The 17,459-nt window shown below is 40.7% G+C and carries 12 protein-coding genes; 2 read left to right on the top strand and 10 right to left on the bottom strand.

What is annotated here, in order from left to right:
- Both dndD and dndE read left to right on the top strand, forming a co-directional pair.
- The gene (gene dndD, locus HRU42_RS13165) at positions 1–2,016 is read left to right on the top strand and encodes a DNA sulfur modification protein DndD (RefSeq protein ID WP_295031786.1); all 2,016 of its coding nucleotides are present in this window, start codon (positions 1–3) and stop codon (positions 2,014–2,016) included.
- Positions 2,016–2,387, top strand: coding sequence for a DNA sulfur modification protein DndE (gene dndE, locus HRU42_RS13160; protein WP_295031785.1), 372 nt, complete (start codon positions 2,016–2,018; stop codon positions 2,385–2,387). Before dndD ends, dndE begins: the two co-directional genes overlap by 1 nt.
- 147 nt (positions 2,388–2,534) lie before the next feature.
- On the opposite strand, the gene HRU42_RS13155 is transcribed toward dndE, so the two are convergent.
- The 10 genes from HRU42_RS13155 to HRU42_RS13110 all read right to left on the bottom strand — a co-directional run bounded on the left by HRU42_RS13155 (position 2,535) and on the right by HRU42_RS13110 (position 16,910).
- Positions 2,535–3,656 carry a DNA sulfur modification protein DndB gene (locus HRU42_RS13155; RefSeq protein ID WP_295031784.1) on the bottom strand — a complete coding sequence of 374 codons (1,122 nt, stop codon included), beginning with the start codon at positions 3,654–3,656 and terminating at the stop codon, positions 2,535–2,537.
- Entirely contained in the window at positions 3,653–4,186 is a 534-nt protein-coding gene (locus HRU42_RS13150; RefSeq protein ID WP_295031783.1) for a hypothetical protein, read from the bottom strand. The genes HRU42_RS13155 and HRU42_RS13150 overlap by 4 nt, the downstream gene beginning before the upstream one ends.
- Before the next feature lie 31 nt (positions 4,187–4,217).
- Positions 4,218–5,429, bottom strand: coding sequence for an AIPR family protein (locus HRU42_RS13145; protein WP_295031782.1), 1,212 nt, complete (start codon positions 5,427–5,429; stop codon positions 4,218–4,220).
- A gap of 130 nt (positions 5,430–5,559) precedes the next feature.
- Positions 5,560–5,817, bottom strand: coding sequence for a hypothetical protein (locus HRU42_RS13140; protein WP_295031781.1), 258 nt, complete (start codon positions 5,815–5,817; stop codon positions 5,560–5,562).
- A gap of 239 nt (positions 5,818–6,056) precedes the next feature.
- Positions 6,057–6,407 (bottom strand): hypothetical protein, encoded by a 351-nt coding sequence (locus HRU42_RS13135; RefSeq protein WP_295031780.1) that lies wholly within the window; start codon positions 6,405–6,407, stop codon positions 6,057–6,059.
- Positions 6,397–11,682: a DNA phosphorothioation-dependent restriction protein DptH gene (gene dptH / locus HRU42_RS13130; RefSeq protein WP_295031779.1), complete on the bottom strand. Its 5,286-nt coding sequence runs from the start codon at positions 11,680–11,682 to the stop codon at positions 6,397–6,399. Before dptH ends, HRU42_RS13135 begins: the two co-directional genes overlap by 11 nt.
- Positions 11,663–13,012, bottom strand: coding sequence for a DNA phosphorothioation-dependent restriction protein DptG (gene dptG, locus HRU42_RS13125; RefSeq protein ID WP_295031778.1), 1,350 nt, complete (start codon positions 13,010–13,012; stop codon positions 11,663–11,665). Before dptG ends, dptH begins: the two co-directional genes overlap by 20 nt.
- Positions 13,013–13,014: 2 nt before the next feature.
- Entirely contained in the window at positions 13,015–14,610 is a 1,596-nt protein-coding gene (gene dptF, locus HRU42_RS13120; protein ID WP_295031777.1) for a DNA phosphorothioation-dependent restriction protein DptF, read from the bottom strand.
- Positions 14,611–15,528: 918 nt separating this feature from the next.
- Positions 15,529–16,269 (bottom strand): SDR family NAD(P)-dependent oxidoreductase, encoded by a 741-nt coding sequence (locus HRU42_RS13115; RefSeq protein WP_295031776.1) that lies wholly within the window; start codon positions 16,267–16,269, stop codon positions 15,529–15,531.
- Positions 16,270–16,289: 20 nt separating this feature from the next.
- On the bottom strand, positions 16,290–16,910 hold the full coding sequence (locus HRU42_RS13110) for a glutathione S-transferase N-terminal domain-containing protein (RefSeq protein WP_295031775.1): 621 nt from the start codon (positions 16,908–16,910) through the stop codon (positions 16,290–16,292).
- Between the last annotated feature and the right edge of the window lie 549 nt (positions 16,911–17,459).

Here is a 17,459-nt window from a genome sequence, read left to right as displayed (position 1 = left end):
ATGATAATCAAAAGCCTTGTGATCAATAATTTCAGAGTATTTCGTGGCGTACACGAAATAGACCTGGCACCACGTATAAACCGTAAGCATCAAACGACTCCATCGCCCATCATTTTATTTGGTGGATTGAATGGTTCGGGTAAGACCTCTATCCTAACGGCAGTACGCGTAGCGCTTTATGGTCGTGCTGCTTTCGGTCGAGGCATGAGCTCTGCTCAATATCAGGAGCAACTCGATGCGCTGATCCATAATGGCGTAGGCATCAGTGTAGATAAAACTTCAATTCAGCTCATCTTTACCCATAGCCATAATGGCATTGAAAGTGAGTACCGTGTCACTCGCGGTTGGAAACGCGGCCAAAAAGATAAACTGGTACTTGAACAAGATAATTCAGAGCTTAGCAGCATGAGTTACGATCAATGCCAAAGTTTCCTCAACGAATTAATACCACCAGGTATTTCGGACCTATTCTTCTTCGATGGCGAAAAAATTGCCGATCTTGCAGAAGATGAATCTGGTGAAGTCTTACAAACGGCAGTACGTCGTTTATTAGGAATCGATGTTGCTGAGCGGTTACGTAGTGACTTAGCTATTTATCTAAGACGCCATGACGCGGCTGCTATGCCTGATAACATCAAAGCTCAAATTGAAAAACTGGAATCAGAAAGAACATCAGCGGAACACGCAGCGGTCGAATTAGCGAATAAGTCATCACTTTGCTTGGCCAAGATTGACCTTATCACTAAAGATATCGAAAAAACTGAACAAGAACTTTCTTCACGAGGTGGTGCTTGGGCACAAAGTCGTGAGCAAGAAAAATCTAAACAGTTTGAGTTAGATGCAGAGCGAAAAGAACTTGAGCGAGCATTAAGAACTGAAATCGAAGGTGACCTACCCTTCGCGCTTGCACCTAATGCGATGAAAAACTTGCTAAGTCAGTTGGAAGCAGAGAAGAAAGCTAAACAAGCAGATAGCTTTAATACTGAATTAAATGGCTTCCTGGTTGAGCTTGAAAAAAAGTTATCATTCACACTTTCTAACTCCTTTGTCGCACTGGAGCAAATCAAAGAATGTTTAACTGAGAGAGAAGCGGAGCAAGTTAAAACAGATATTTTACTGGATTTATCGGACAGAGAATATGACCAGCTAAAAGCCCAGGTGAACAACCAAGCCCCTTCTTCACGCAAGCGTTTTGACCTTGTACGTAAGCGCTTAACAATAGTCGAAGAGCAAGTGGCAGCTATCTCAATCAATATTGCTCGAGCACCAGAACAAGAACAACTTGAAATTCAATTAGAAGCGCTTAAAGTGCTCAATAGTCATCGCACAGCGGCTATTGTCGAACACAGAGATAACACTGAAGCGGCAAAGAAAAAATACCGTGAAGCCATAGATTATGCCCGTAAGGTTCAAAAGCTACACGATAAACATAAAGTCGCTTCAACAGCAGAAGCTTCACTCACCAACGCACAAAATACTCATGCACTGCTTGCTGAGTTTAGTGAGCAACTTACCGCGGTACGAGTAAAACAGCTGGAAACTGAATTCATCAAGAGCTATCGGAAACTCGCACGTAAGGAAGACCTGCAACTTTCTGCACGTATCAACACAAAGACATTTGATGTTGAATTGATCGATGAAAACAAGCACGTAATTAGCCGTAAAGGCTTATCTGCTGGTGAAAAACAAATATATGCCATCTCAATTCTAGAAGCGCTCGGAAAAACGTCGGGTAAGAAACTACCGATTATTATCGATACACCACTTGGTCGCCTCGATTCTAAGCACAGAAACAAACTAATAGAGCACTACTTCCCAGAAGCTAGCCATCAGGTAATTATCTTGTCTACAGATACCGAGATCGATGAATCATATTTTAGTAGTGATTATCTAAAAGATGATATTTCTCATGCCTACGAGATAAAATTCGATGGCGTTACAAAATCGTCGGTATTACGTGAAGGATATTTCTGGGAACGTAACATTCAACAAAATAAAGTAGTAGGAGCTAACTAATGCTACCTAATCGCATGAATCTAACCAAACAAACGGAAGATAATCTAAAAAAGCTAAAACAGTACACGGGGATTGCCCCAAACGTGTCATCTCGAATTGCATTATTTAGGTCAATTGAATCTGGTTTCACCTACATACCTGCAGAACCTATAGAGACTGAACGCAAACTAGATGGCAATTTAGTATTAGATAAAGTCACCTGGATGGGTGACACGCAGTTGGTGAGTGAACAGCTACTTAAACTTAAATACCCAGGTTTAGAAGGTCGCTCATTGATGTCAGCCTGGGCTGCGCATGTAGAAGATGGAATTGCTGGAATTAGAAACCATAAACACATAAATGAATTTTCAAATGCTATAGCAACAAAATAAGTTCTTCTGACTCTGACAGTTCTTAAAGTGGTACTGTCAGAGCTATCACGTATATATTTTCTGTTAAAAGACTGGTCGAATGTTGGAATATTAATTTAATTACATTTAAGAACTATCAACTGACAGTTAGTCTTTAACTAAGAAATGTTAAGTGGTTAGCTTTTTTATTGTACTTTTCCACTTTTTAGCTGAAGGTGACATTATCTTTTTGGCTTTAACAGACCATAAAGCATTGCCTATAATTTCACCTTCCAATTTCAAATCTTTAGCATTCAGTTTTTTAACAGCAGCAGTAACACTATATTCTTTTTCTATTAGCTGAATAAATGATTCCGTATATAGATGCCAACCAATTGGTCTAAATAAAAGATGACCACCATTACTAGAATTTCTGTATTTTTCAAGATACTTCAATCTATTTGGAGACGTTAAATGCTCTTGATAAACGTTTAGTTCTTTGCAAGAATTAAATGTTTCGGCATAAAATTCCACGCAAAAATCAAAAAAACTAGTTTTAACTAAATCTGTTTTATTATAAAATTTATACAGTTTATCACTACAATCAAATATATTCCCAATTGTAGTAAAACTACTTTTATCTCTTAATGAGCCTATTGAGTATGATACTGATTTACTTGAGATAAAATCAGTTTTCTCAACTAGATAACGAGTCACAACTGCACATTCATCATCTTCATCCAGTGCAATTTTAGTCTCTTTATTTACTGGTTGAGCTTCTTTATTAAGTGAAGTAAATAACCTTCTTGACCTTTTTATTCCTTCATCTGAATTCTTATGAGCAACGATAATTACACTCAATAAATCATCTGCTAATGATGGTTTATTTTTAATCGCTTTAATTATCCCAGCTAAACGGTGCTGACCATCCAAAGCGAACATTTTCTCTTCTCTAGTTATACTTAAAAAACCTAATGTTTCTGCAGCATAATCAGGCATTTCTACTTCACTTAACTTTTCTTTATTTGGCCTTAAACCTCCAATATCGTGCCAAGTTGGTTCTCCATCATAAACAGCTACAACTAATGAGCTGAAAAACCGGTCTTCTCGACTAGTTAAATAAGTAGCAATCTCTTCAGCTCTTGTATCATTGAGTTCTCGCTGAATCATTTCAGATAAACGCTCACTTTGATGCAGTTCTGTAGCAAATTTAACTAATTCAGCAATATCCTTCAATTTCATAGAACACGTATATGTAACCCAGTTGCCAAATGTACCACGCAGGCAAGGCATAAAAAATTTTTTATTCATAAAATATTTAAACCTTTAAGTAAATCTTTCAACTCCGCACTAAAATCAGCAGTGTTATAAGGAGGCACAAATATTGTAGTTAAAGTTTCTTCAATATCTCCTGTCGAAGAATTTGCAGGTACACGAGCATAACTATAATTTAAATGGCCACTCCATAGTTCCAACATTCTCTTTACTCTCGGCCTATTTTTGTAACCGGAAAAGTTAACATAATTTCTATATCTCTTTTTAATAGTGTTATTAGTACCTAAGTCTCCTGCTTTACCGACGTATAATACGTAAGAGTTCGTAGGTAGTTTTTGGCTATCGATACATATTGATATCATATATACACCTTGTTCATCAGGTAGCTCATGATCTTGTTCGCAATGTTTGAAAGTTCGCCAAGTGAGATCAGGAAGCTCCCTCTCAAACTTAAAGTTTGTAGGGCATAACACAAAGTTATTCCTATATCGATTTAATCTACCTAACCTTTTTTCATCTAGAGTTTCATTTTCAATATCTGCATCTAATTCATCCAAAATATTCATTTTCAGCCTAAAGTGTATAAATGTTTTATAATTATTTACCAATATGACCCGACATAACAAGATGCATAAAAATAGTGAAGTAACATAATTGATATGCTGTTGGCTTACGTCCAACTTCACCAGGTTTACTTTTTTGTTCTTTGTGAGCTGTGGTTATAATTTCAACCATTTCTTTAATTACTTCGGGTAAAAGAATGCTTGGTTCAATTAACCAATTAAATTCTCCTTTTTTCCACGATTCTGTGCAGACATTAGCTCTAAATGCCGAGAGCATAGGATACAACCACCCCTGCGGTATTAATCCACCAATCACACCATCAGAAAAAACGGCTTCTCTTTTATGATCTACTGAACCCACACGATTTGATTCTTCTGTATTTTTTATTTTGTAATAGCTAGTTATTTTTGCACACTCTTTTTGTATTTCATCAGAGAGTATTAATATCTCATGCATTTTTGGAAGCAAAATTTTAAATGATGAAGTATCTATATTGTCGATATCTGAACAGTACCGGCTGAGGATTTTCTGCTTACTACCAAAAATATCATTGGGGTTTTTATCCTTTCCTGGATATTGTTTTAAATCGAATACACTCAAAATATGTAATACGTCGAGTATATCAACAGAACCAGGTTCCCCATCAGAGTAAGCTATTTCATTCTCACCTTTCAGGCCTAACATAGCTTTTTTAATTGGCTCAAATTTATTGATTAAGTTCTTTAAGCTGGCTTGGTCAACCTGTAGATTTTTATTTAATCCTTCTGCCAAATCTACAATCTGCTCTTCTGGTATATTTTGATATAGGTGCAAGCGAACAAAAGCAGAGCCTTCATATGTATTTTGTTCAACAACTTGCCGGATGGCTTGAAACGTATGACCACCATTTACAATTCCATGACTATCAATATCTGATAATGTAATGTCAATTTCGTGCCTATCTCCGCTTATCCGTTTTGATTCAGCCGTATCAACTAATAAATAAATCCCCAAATTTTTAAGCGCGAATTTTTCTGGTTCTTCTTCCAGGGTTTTTACGATAGAGCGCGCGACTTGACCTGATAGTTTTTCTTTTTTAGAGAATTTAGGGTTTCTAGGGTTCACTGAAGTCCATTCTTTTAATGCTTCAGGTAAAGCTTCAACTTTGACAAACATTGTACCAAGCTTGGCTTTATGGCCGTTTGAATTTGGTATTTGCAGTACTCGGTAATCATCACATATAATTTTAAATTTTAGTGGCTTCATTTTAATCCTTATAGTTGGGGGCAATTGCCGCCATTAACGATCTTACGATGGTTATTTGAAAGCGATATTCGGTTTCAAAAATAGGAGGAGTATGTACTCCTCCTATGAATTTACAGCTTAGAAAATCAGTTTACTGGGATTCTTTTTCCATTTCTAGCTCAGAGCTAGCGCTTGTTTTGGCCCAAAAACTATAGTTCTGAACAATGTTTTGTTCATTCGTGACCTGAGGTGTGCTCGTTTTTGAAACCAGATTATTCTGTGTTTCAATACGAAATCCAATATCCACCTGAAATTCAGCTTTAACCATAACACTTAAACTTATCATGCCAATGAATGCACCGATAATTAGCTTAGATGTCGATTTACTTTTACTTGTTTTGCTAGGCATTTTAATACCCCTTTTCTGAACCGTGCCTCTAAGCGGTAGCTATACCAACTTGAGTATGACGGGAAATTTAAGCAACCACTTCAAGGCCTTTAACAAGGAGTCGAAATGATTGATTGGATCCAAGCCTGCTTGCCGACTCGGGACTTATCTAACCTTACAGTTAGAAATCTTAAAATTTATATTTTCAGAAAAAACTACATATATTTGAATATTAACAATCACAAAATATTGGTATTGACTTAATTCTTATTTAAAACACATGCTAAAGCACACAATGGCGCGACTATATCTAGAAGCCCTCTTTGATAAGTAGCTTCAACAAGTGTACGCACATTATCACCAAAGCGCTCCGTCACCCGATTTACACCACGTTTATGTAACTCCTTACCAAGGCGCCCAAGTTGTTTAAATTCAACCATATATTCAAGTATCTCTTGTCCATGGTTTTCAGTCGAATCGTACCACTCACGTAAAGTTACAACTTCCGCATCAACTTTAGATTTTTCGACCATCTGAATATACTCAATAACTTCAGGTGACTTTCTGCTCAGCATCTTTGGTTTAACAACAGTTGTATCATCATTCTTCATTGAGCAACTCCCAAAACGCCTTGTCTTTGATCTTCTGCACCTTCTTATCACCATCAACATACAAGCTGTAGTGTTTATCAAGCTCACGAATGCTCTTCATCAGGTTATCTTGATCTGATTTATCATCCTTATTAAAGATAGACTTGATGTCCTGGTTTTTAAGCTGAGACACACGATGGACAATCCAGCTTAAAATATAAGTTGAGTAATCATTCTCGCTGGTCTTAAAGTGAGTGATATCTTGCGTAGACAGAATCACACCAACACCATACTCGCGGCCCTCTTTTAGTACCTTACGAAGACTGGGGAAGTTTTGCGACATGAAGTTATCGGCTTCATCGACAAGCAACAGCTTGGTAACTTGTCTAAAGTCGCCCTGCACTTCTGGTTTACCTTGCTTTTGCATTTGCGAATAGAACAAGTCCATAGTCAGAGCTACGACTAAGTTTTGGATCTCCGAGGGGTATCCAGCAAGCTCAATAACTGTGATGCCATCGATCAGCTCATATAAACTGGTGCACTTCTCATGATTGTCTTCGAAGATCTCAAGCTCATATAAGCTTTCGAGTGCAGCATAAAGCGAATCTTCAGTAGGCTCAGTCTCTTCAAACAGTACCCAGATATCAGTTATCGTTGGTGCAGGTTTACTCCAGGTGCTTTGATCGCCCTTCTTGATTCCCGCCAATTCATATGCTTCACCAATAAGTTTACGCAGTTTCAGCTGCTGCTTTTGCCCTAAACCAAACGCCTTACCCATGGTTTCAGAGAAACCACGTGCCGTATGCACTGGCAACATGGGTGTATCACCAAACAGACTAAGCGGATTGTATGGCAGTTTATGTAGATTGAACTTTTTACCATTAGTCGCCGTTAAAAACTTGTCATCGACATAGTCGGACTTGTAATCGAAGATCAGAATGCCGATTGGCTTACCATCGACATTACGGTCTTGCTGACGATATAACTGAGTCACCACTGATTTGGTACATTGAGTTTTACCGGTACCCATGGTGCCGATAATGCCTGAGTTAGTATTCATAAACTTGGCTGTGTTTGTCGGTTCCCAATACACTTCGGCGTTATCGCGGACATCATGACCCACTAGGATTTTAATAGGTTCATTACTTTGCTCACGTTGAACAATCGGGCTCTGCCCAATAGATTCGGAGGACTTGTTAAATTTACTGTTACTAGTGCCTGTAGTATCTGGAATAACCTTTTCAAGCTCGACATGTTTATCAGCACTAATTTCACTTTCATCTATTTTGTCAGTCTTAAGAGCAGGCTTTACTACATGTCTCTCAGGAAACAAGTCATTTAGCTCTATCGCACGTCCTGAACCTCTTGGTATTTCGACACTTTCCTCGTGTAAACAGATCTCAATATCATCAACTTTCGTTGGGATTATTTTTCTAATTTCACTCGAATTCTCTGGTGTGAGCAGATACTTTTCAGGTATATGACAGAGTTGCTCAGGACGGACATCATTCATCAACTCACGCAGTGGCGTGCTGACTAGTCGTTTAAGATAGCTGATTGGCAGCTGAATTTTTAAGATATCATCGACTTCATTAAAGTCAGCTTCGAAGAAGGTATCGTTTTCTACGTGAGACAACATGAAACCATCTGGATACTCAGCTAAATCAGCAATACCGTAATCACCTTGCAACCACCATTCTCGCTCTGCTAAGAATGCATCGAAATATGTGTCAGAATAGAGGTTATACAGCTCATACTTGTCTATCTGCATGAGTACCTGGCGGATGAATAAGCCACGGTACAACATACCAGCAAAGTCATTGCGACCAAGTATGTCTTCACACAGGTAACGCTTAAGCTCTTTAGCCTGCTGTACCCCTTTATTGTGAGTCTGTTTAATACCTGTTTTAACTTCTAGTGGCAGCACGTACATTTGCTTGTCTTTAAAACCAACAAACAGTACATCATCTGAAATATGACCAGACTTGTAGCCTTGGACATTACGTGAAAAGTCGCTGTCTGACATCTTAAGGCCGATATTGCCGGTCACACGTATCATCTCAGCGACCGATAGCGGTACCCAAATAATATCAGATTGAGATAGTAAGCAGTTTACGAATTTGTACGCGCCTATAATGCCCTTCTTTTCTTTACGCTCGTTAGCATTGGCGGTGATCATCTTCAGCAGCCACTCGCCATTAAAGGCATTAAACTCTTCGGTTATCCCGCCCTCATCTTGCTCGAGCACCTTTTTGTACAGGTCAGTTTGACGAGTAACAGTAATGGCATCGTAATTGGCCGAGTTAGTGTAATTATCCGAGTAATGAATTAACACCATATCTTTGGCATTGTCGAAAAAGTCTAAGGTGACTTTAGGATCGATAATGGTAGTCCAGATTGAGCTCTCATAGGAACGCTCTAATAAGGTTCTAAAGTTATCGCTCACCACTAGCGCCATCGATTTAGAATTACCCGTCGGCTCACTGGAAAGTAACGCAGGTTTGATTAACCCACCCAACTTTTGAGCTATCTGCAGGTGTGGGTAGTCTGAAGTATCAACATTATTCAGGCCAAATGCTGTGAAATAGCTGCCTTGTTTATTTGCAGCAGCTTCTCCCGCCATCAGACCATGGCAGACAACGCCGCTGAGCTGCTTATCGACATTGACGTCTCTTGGCTCAACCTTGCTGTTATTTCTGAAGAAGCTCAGATGTGAATAGGCTTGTTTGCCATCTATCTTGCCATTCTCAAACTTACTGTAGGTAAGCCTGGTACGCAGCAGGTCGATAATGGTGTCAGCTTGCTCACGAATGGCGCCCTTGTCTAACTCATATAAGCTCTTGAGCTCATCGTAACTCGCTGTTTCGGCAAACCTGTCGAACTCACTATAAACCAGCTTGTCGTCGTACAAGTTGACGTGTATCTGACACACCTTGTCTTTGTTTGCTTTAACAAAATCGACAAGGCCCATGAAAACTTCATGATTCGACTTATTGTTGACTGAGTTGATCAGAAGGGTCGCATTAGGTCCTGCGGTAAACAGTGCCGTGAAGGCATTTTTAAATTCACCAACTTTGTCTTTGACCAGTTTGCGCACATAAGAAAAACTGGTGTCTTGTTGTGGCACTAGCTCAAGCCAGAAACTGTTCTCTTTCTCAAGCTGACTGAATGCAAAACCATGAATAGGATCATAAATAAACGGCAACAATCCACGGGCATTTAGCCTATCTAAAGTCACCTTAGGCAAGGTCTTAAAACTATGGCTGTCATCTTGAGTAACACGCTCTGCTAATGCTAAGTAGTAGGCTATGACCAAGGGGTGGAACGGCGTGATATAATCTTGACCACTAAATGTGGCGAAGCCCAGACTGATAAGTTGCTTCTGCTCGGGGGTGAGCAAGATATCATCACCAATAGCGCTAATAGCGTTATTGTATTGCTTAACAACCTGTCCGGCTAAAACCCGGTACTCAGGCCCCCAACTACAAAGACTCGGTAGCGTGCGGTTTTGTACGTAGTAATAAAATAGCGCACGATAAGCAACATACAGCGATGGATATGTCGCCTCTATGTCTGCTAAATACAAAGGAGTTCGTGATTCATCGCGCCTGGTGAGTAACAGGTTATCGACAATTTCAGCTTCCCACTGCAGTAAGGTTAAACGCCTGCCCTTAGGCGAGACCTCTTTATTATCGAGTAACACTTTATTTTTTGAGCGGTTAAAGGTGCCTAGATAGGAATCTTGGTAAAGGCGAGTAAACCTGTCTTTGTCTAATATAAGCGGAAGCGTCAGCGAATCTGTTGCTATGGCCCCTTCTACGTTAAAGGTTAAAAACGAGTCTTGTCCCTTAACGATAAAATGTAACTCGTCGGATTCATTAGCGATCTGCTCAAAGTCTATTTCACTAGTCGCTTCATTATCAAAAACTTGGCCTATTTCACCGAGCACGGCTTTACCGCCCTCTTGACCACCATTAATGCCAATGACAAAACTGTTTTCTTCAGTTTGCAGTGTAATTCTTGAACTTTTTTTAGCAGATGATGAAGGTTCGATTAAGAAGTTATTCCTGAAGGCATCAATATTGAAGTCGCCACTTCTAATGACTAACACTTTAAACTTGAAACGTTCTGCGGTTTTTTCTCGCTTAAGGTTAAAAGTGAAAAACGTCGCTTTGTCCGGGTATTGCCCTGTGATGGTGACACGACTGCGCTTTCCACCAGAATTAACCGGGTTAGCAATTTCGATAAGATCGGTTTTATTGTGCATAATCGAACACTGCTTGCGTTCAATTTTTCCGCCAATAAAGGTTAACTCGAAACCAAAGTCTTGCTGCTCATCCTCCAGCACCAAGATAAGATGACGCTCTCTGCGGCCCGCTTTAGTTTCGGCTTTATTCTTGGCAATTAGCTCACCCTGCAAAATGGATTCGCTTTCGAGTTCTAGCAGGTTTTTGCGGTTCGCTTCTTGCTCTTGTTTACACGCACTAAATTCAAGCTCAGTTTTCCAGCGTTCAGTGTCGTCGCCACCGAAGTTTTTAGAGACAAACTTGGCACCGAAATCTTTTTCGGCGAGCTTGTCCTCTAATTCATTAGGGAAATGATGGGTTATACGCTCAAGCTCTTCGTAGAGACGCTTGTTCTCTTCTAAGCGTTTATTTATCTGTTCAGGTTTGCCGTCCCAAGTGAGAATCGCGGGGTCATTTAGTAAGCCAAGCTCACTGAACTGTAGATCACCATCGAGCAACGCATTGTAGAGGTCTTCAAAGCCAAACATGGTCGCGCCATCGTCGACGATTTGGTTAAACCTGTGCTCGAGCAGACACTCAGAAACTTTTCGAGTCCCATTGAAGTCATCAATCAGATCATGCATGGCATGTTTTATCTGCTCAGGGTGCCAAATGCTAGCAGGTTGCGCGACATCCTCAGCAGAGTTAATCAGGGTATCTAACATACTGTTATGTATTACAAGCAGTGCACACCCTTCAAGTTCACCAAATTGTCCTGCTACCTCGTCACGCAGATGTGAAATGAAGTTTTCTGTAAAACCTGCACATTTCCTCGAGTCTTCACTATGCAGTACTGGCAGTAATCGTGCTTCACCACACTGCACTACAGGTAGCTCAGTGCCTTTAACATTTATGCTGCCATCTGATTTTGATACGATCGAGTTAAACAGTTTTAAGCTGTTATCCATATCAGGAGACTGAAACTGATATCTAAAACCCGCTTTTAGGGCTTGCTGTCCCCAATTTAGAAATTGTTCTGCTAGAAAATCATTAAATTGTTTTAAGGACATATACTGCATCTCCACTGTCACTCATACGCTCAACATTGCCGATGCGTTCATAAAATGTGATTAGAGCCTGTTGACTCTGTTTGTCAAAAAACACCCCTCTGGATTCGAACGCTAAGATAAGCTCATGGAAACGTAGCTTTTCTTTCTCGCCCACTGCAAGGTTTGTCAACAAAAGAAGGTAATCTTGATTAAACACCATGACTCGCCCCGCACGGCCTCGACTTTGAATAAAGTGAGAGCACAGCTCTGACTCAGTCGATTTGACGTATTGTAGATTGATGTCGTATCTGGATTCACCGCGACTAAATTGTGCAGCACCAAGTCTTAATAAATTTTGGAGCTGATCTAGTGGGTCTTGTGAGTTTGATATGCTGGTATTGAGTTGTCTGTTTTCTTTAAAATCTGCTGCGTAGCTTTCAAGTGCTTCTGCACAAGTTGGATGCTCTGCCAAGTTTTGTGCTAAAGCCCAAATAGGCATGATCTGATTTTTATTATCTTGCAAACTTTCGTTCATCGCCAGATATGGAAAGATGCTCCAAAGTGCAGAAGAAAGCTGCTTATGACCATAACTCTTAACTAAAGAGCGTTCGTCACTGGCCTTTTCACTGTCCAAAATAAAGTAATGCAATTTTGGCTTAGGTTCACCTGAACGCCAGTCTTTTAAATTTAATGCGAGCTGTGCAGTATATAGATGCGCGTAAAGTCGAAGAAAATCTTTGAAAATTGAGAGTAAGTATTTTGGACGCTTACTCAAAAACGTAAGATCTTGCTGAAAGTGGTTAGCCATAAATGGTAGGTATGGCGCCTCTTTGCTGACTAAGTCACCCGCTGCTGGGTCCTGACTTTTAAGGTGTAAGCTCAATACGTCATAGAGCTGCTGCTCGAGAAAGTTAAGTTGCGACTTTGGCTTATTTGTAAAAGCAAAGTCTTGCAGTAAACTTGAAAACAGACTGCCGAGACGGCCATTGGGAGTGTTACCTACAGCTTTGTTTGTTTTGAAGAGCAGAAACTCAGGAGTGATCTTAAACAGCTCATTTCCCTCGAAATACATTTTATCGAGTATTGGCCAGAAATCAGCTTCATCCAGCTTACGTATAAAAACTTTTTGACTAGCGTCTTTAAAATCTGCTAATTCAAACTGCTTTTTCTTTTTCCCGGTAGGATCTGCAGGGTCTTTAAACTGAATAAACTCTTTTCGATAAGACTGCTTTACCACATGCCCTAGCGCACTGTCCCAATCAAAGATGTCATATCTGTCTTTGGTTCTGATAGGAAAGTAACTGGTTAGAGTATTATTTTTTACCTGTAACTCAGGTTTTAATAGCAACATAGTTATAGGCCGCTCACTTCAAATTCATCGAAATCGTCATTAGTAATTTTGTATCTACCGTTTGTGTTCAATATGTGCAGCGTGTCAGAACCATTAGCCACTTCTGTAATCTGTTCTACTAGCTCATCTAAAAGCACTACTGTATTTTTATCGTGCTTATTTGGGCGGTAACCTTCGACAATACGTAACATCAGACTCAAGAGATTGATGTTGGTTGGCAGCTTCACGACACGCTTGCCCACTTTGAAGTAAGTGTTGAAATGTGAGGTTTTAATCTCTTCATCTTCCGCTATTTGAGTCACATGGGCCTTCAGTTCCAGATCGGCTGCTAGCTGAAATCCATTATGCTCGGAGATGAAGAACTCACCTTTGCCGAGTTTGGGGGCATTGCGATTGTTGTATTTGTGAATAGCGGCAATCGCTACATCTTTGTAATACTTACGCAGTGCTAGCTTATGCTCATCAGAACCATCGAAGTGACAATGTAGGTGCCAAATTTCAGTATATTTCTTTATTAGCTGTTGCTGAAAGTCATCGCTGAATGATTGATGGTAGTTATTGCCAAACTCAGCATTTTTCAATAGGTAAAAAAGTCTCAAGTATGATTCAGGTTGTAGACTTGTAGTAAACCCTTTTAATGAAAGAGCCTCAACGAACACCTCAAAGTCATGATCTGGTAAACCTAGACTTCTAGACAATATGAACTTGTCTATATGTTGAGTACGAATATTTGCCGGGTCAAAATTTACAATTTTACTCGCTAGCTCATTGTCACTACCGGTAAATAAATTATCAAACAGATAAGCAGGTCCCGCTAGGAGGTGAAATATAAAATCAAGCAGTGCTCGTGCAGTCAAGAACTGATCCTTTACTAGCCTAGCTTTAAACAACAGCTCTATAACGGAATCTTGTACTGCCTCATCACTCAGTAGCTCATAGTTTGCACATAACTGTTTGTCAGTCGCTTTGAGCAGTGTCTTCTCATGATCGTAATGGTCACGGATAATGTTATTGCTCGGCGCGGTAAGCTTTTGAAAAAGTGATTTAACAAATTCTGCAGTGTAGCCCTGCTGCCCCAAGACGAATTTAGGAAACTGCTCAAAATCAAGGAACTGGTGATTAGCCTGATGAGTCGAACCTTCGAGGAAGTTTTTTATAGATGATTTAATATCATTATGCTGTTCAGCACCTTCTTGGGCATAATTCCCAAGCATACCTACGTTAATACCCACGACCAGTGTTTTATCTGAGCCACGGTTCTGTTCAAATAGCTCATCTAACGTTTGGATTGCATTAGCAGTTGGAGAGAAGCTGTGGGTTGCATCTAAGTGAAAAACGTAGCGGCCTTTGAACATGGACATTTCACAATAGCGAGTTAAAATTTCAGACTTACCATCACCGCTACTGCCACACAGAAAGATAATGTCATCCTCTGTCGCATTGATCAGCGCTTCTTTAAACGCACGCTCGATATCGGTTGTGATGAATAGATAATCCTTTATCCGGTCCTCGATAGAATCGTCATTCTGATGCAGTGTTCTAACCGCATAGGGCGAGGATTTAGACAACACAGATAGAACGGATTTAAACCTTAACATAGAGCTCCAAATCGAAATGCTTTTGCATTAACTGATTTATAAGTTGATATCATCTAGGAAACTTTGAGTTGGCTCACTGTAAGTAATCATTTAAAAATTGATTTTTACACTCTTTGACATGGATGTTGAGAGGTTCACTTTCCTTGTGCCAATTAGATTCCTTTTTCAATAAGTTAAGATACGTGTTTGCATAAAAAATGCAACAGATTTATCCCTTTACCAACCAAGGTTATGTACCTTCTCGAAACTAGTGTTTCTTCAAGGTTAAACCTGTTATCTATTCGCCTAAATTATTTACCTCTCGGTATTCAACAGCCGAAATACGTTGCTGTACCCAAGTTAAATCACACCGTATTCATTTAACCTGCGCGCTGTCGGGCCAAACAAGCCTGCATTGATTATGAACGCGGGTCATATTCGCATCTAGGGATAGGCTTTCGAATGCTTTGCTAGGCGGTTGAGATATTGTTGCCCATCAGCCCCCTGAATCCACTGTGTGAACCTGAAAATAAAAGCTGGATCCTGGAACAGGTCCGGGTCGATAATTACTGCTCGCATGATCGACATTTCCTACCTGACCCATAGGGATATGGGAAATGTCTGAATGATATCGGGAATATCACAGACCCGTGTAGGTCGAAGACATATCCCATTTCGTCTTTCCGGTACGCCTGCTGGCCGGAACCCAGCTTTAATTCAACTCAAAAGCTAAGAATGGATACCGGAACAAGTCCGGTAGGACAGAATAGTTAGGGATATGGGGAATGTCTGAATGATATCGGGAATATCACAGATCGTGTAGGTCGAAGGCATGAGGAAATGACCAGGAAATACTCGAAAAGGCGATCAGATGACAGTAAAAGGATGTCGTTGAGCATGTTGAATGCGGCAGTCGGATGACTGCCGCCGAGTATTATGTTAACAAGTTAACCCTCCGTCTATGGTTAAACTCGTGCCGGTAATATAACTCGCTTCATCGGAGGCTAAAAAAGCGACCGCTTGGGCGATGTCCATCGTCTCGCCATATCTTGCCGCAGGAATAGATTCAATCCGCTGGGATGCTGATCCCCCTGTGATTGGGTTCATGTCAGTATTGATATGACCGGGATTAATCACATTCACCGTTATTTTCTGCTCGGCAAGATCTCTCGCCATGGCTTTGGTTAAACCCAGTATGGCACTTTTGGTTAATGCATAGCCTGTCATACCCGTTCTCCCTGCACGTTGTGCAGAGACGCTGCCTATATTGATAATGCGACCTTCATTATTCATCTGTTTCGCGGCAGCTTGCGATAATGCAAACACACCGCGAATATTGACATCAATCAGGTTATCTAGCGTCTCCCAATCATAATCAGCAAACGCGATGACTTTGGCCCGACCGGCATTGTTGACTAAAATATCTAGCTCGCCATACTCTTTGATCACCTGTTTGATCACTGAGCTTGCCTGATGGATATCGCCCGCGTCGGCACAAATGGCTATCGCCTTGCCACCGGATTGAATGATATGTTCAACAATATTATCGGCTTTGTCTTTATTGTGATAATAGGTTATCGCAATTGATGCGCCGCATGCCGCTAAATATTCAGCCGTTGCAGCGCCAATCCCCCGACTTGCCCCAGAGATTAACGCCACCTTGCCGGTTAAATTTGCCATGCTGTTTATTGCCTCAATGGTTAGCTGTTGGCCAGAAACGGATGTGTCACTTGCATGGATTCACGCACTAAGATTTTGCTGGCGTGGGCGTCGAGTGACGTAAATTCTGCTTGCCAAGCATAATCTTCATAACGACTTTTCAGCCAGGTATAAGCCGTTACACTGGCAATGTCCGCGATACTGAAATGGTCACCGACCATCCATGACTTAGCGTCGATTTGAGTATTTAAAAAGCTTACTCCGCGCAATATTTTCTCAAATTGCAGTTGCACAGCATCGGCACATTGTAATTTTTCATCACGACGCTGCTCATAAATAATCGCAATCATGGCGTCACAAATACCATCAGCAACCACTTCCACCTGTTGCGCCTCTATCACTTGATTCATCTCGGTGGGCACGAGATTAATCCCCCCGGTGAAAGACGTTAAATATTGTGCGATAAACTTGGATTCACATAACACCTGTTGAGTTTCAGTCAGTAGTACTGGGATCTTACCTAGCGGGTTATATTTGATGATGGCGTCATTGGTTGCCGATGGATATTCATCCACCAGCGTATAAGCCAAGCCTTTTTCGACTAAAATCACTCTCAATTTCCATACGAATGGACTACGTGCTACGCCGATTAGTTGCAACATCATTGCTTCCTTTATTGTGACTGGGTGAACCCCATGATCATGAGTACTTTACGAGAACAAGTCCCGTACATTGGATTTTCATAGGATACTGGCACAGTCACAATCACAAAAACATCACCCAAACTTACATTAATCCATTTATACTGTTGCCTTACATATCCCCATCGTCCTTACTGTTGCTCTGGCGTGTTGAACTACTACCTTTCCGGTATGCTCAAGGCTTGAATCCACTCACTAGTGTCTTTCCGACATGCTCACTACAGTCTTTCCTGCATGCTTATCTAGTGTCTTTCCGGCATGCCTGTTGGCCGGAACCCATTCACTAGTGTCTTTCCGGCGTGCCTGTTGGCCGGAACCCAGCTTTTAATCAAGCTCAGAAGCTAAGAATGGATACCGGAACGAGTCCGGCATGACATGAAGAAACAGGTCCGGTATGACGATAAAGTACAAGCAAGTCCGGTATGACTAAACAGGAGCAAAGAAGATGTCCTTCCCCCATGTCCTTCCCCCATGTCCTTCCCCCATGTCCTTCCCCCATGTCTTTCCGGC

The organism is Shewanella sp., from assembly GCF_013214165.1.
Taxonomy (GTDB): domain Bacteria; phylum Pseudomonadota; class Gammaproteobacteria; order Enterobacterales; family Shewanellaceae; genus Shewanella.
Note: the sequence above shows the minus strand (reverse complement) of the source record. Positions and strands in the feature narration are given on the sequence as shown.

Bases quoted from the DNA above. Each gene is read 5' to 3' on its own strand.
- dndD (WP_295031786.1), top strand. From the start codon at position 1: ATGATAATCAAAAGCCTTGTGATCAATAATTTCAGAGTATTTCGTGGC.
- dndE (WP_295031785.1), top strand. From the start codon at position 2,016: ATGCTACCTAATCGCATGAATCTAACCAAACAAACGGAAGATAATCTA.
- HRU42_RS13155 (WP_295031784.1), bottom strand. From the start codon at position 3,656: ATGAATAAAAAATTTTTTATGCCTTGCCTGCGTGGTACATTTGGCAAC.
- HRU42_RS13150 (WP_295031783.1), bottom strand. From the start codon at position 4,186: ATGAATATTTTGGATGAATTAGATGCAGATATTGAAAATGAAACTCTA.
- HRU42_RS13145 (WP_295031782.1), bottom strand. From the start codon at position 5,429: ATGAAGCCACTAAAATTTAAAATTATATGTGATGATTACCGAGTACTG.
- HRU42_RS13140 (WP_295031781.1), bottom strand. From the start codon at position 5,817: ATGCCTAGCAAAACAAGTAAAAGTAAATCGACATCTAAGCTAATTATC.
- HRU42_RS13135 (WP_295031780.1), bottom strand. From the start codon at position 6,407: ATGAAGAATGATGATACAACTGTTGTTAAACCAAAGATGCTGAGCAGA.
- dptH (WP_295031779.1), bottom strand. From the start codon at position 11,682: ATGTCCTTAAAACAATTTAATGATTTTCTAGCAGAACAATTTCTAAAT.
- dptG (WP_295031778.1), bottom strand. From the start codon at position 13,012: ATGTTGCTATTAAAACCTGAGTTACAGGTAAAAAATAATACTCTAACC.
- dptF (WP_295031777.1), bottom strand. From the start codon at position 14,610: ATGTTAAGGTTTAAATCCGTTCTATCTGTGTTGTCTAAATCCTCGCCC.
- HRU42_RS13115 (WP_295031776.1), bottom strand. From the start codon at position 16,269: ATGGCAAATTTAACCGGCAAGGTGGCGTTAATCTCTGGGGCAAGTCGG.
- HRU42_RS13110 (WP_295031775.1), bottom strand. From the start codon at position 16,910: ATGTTGCAACTAATCGGCGTAGCACGTAGTCCATTCGTATGGAAATTG.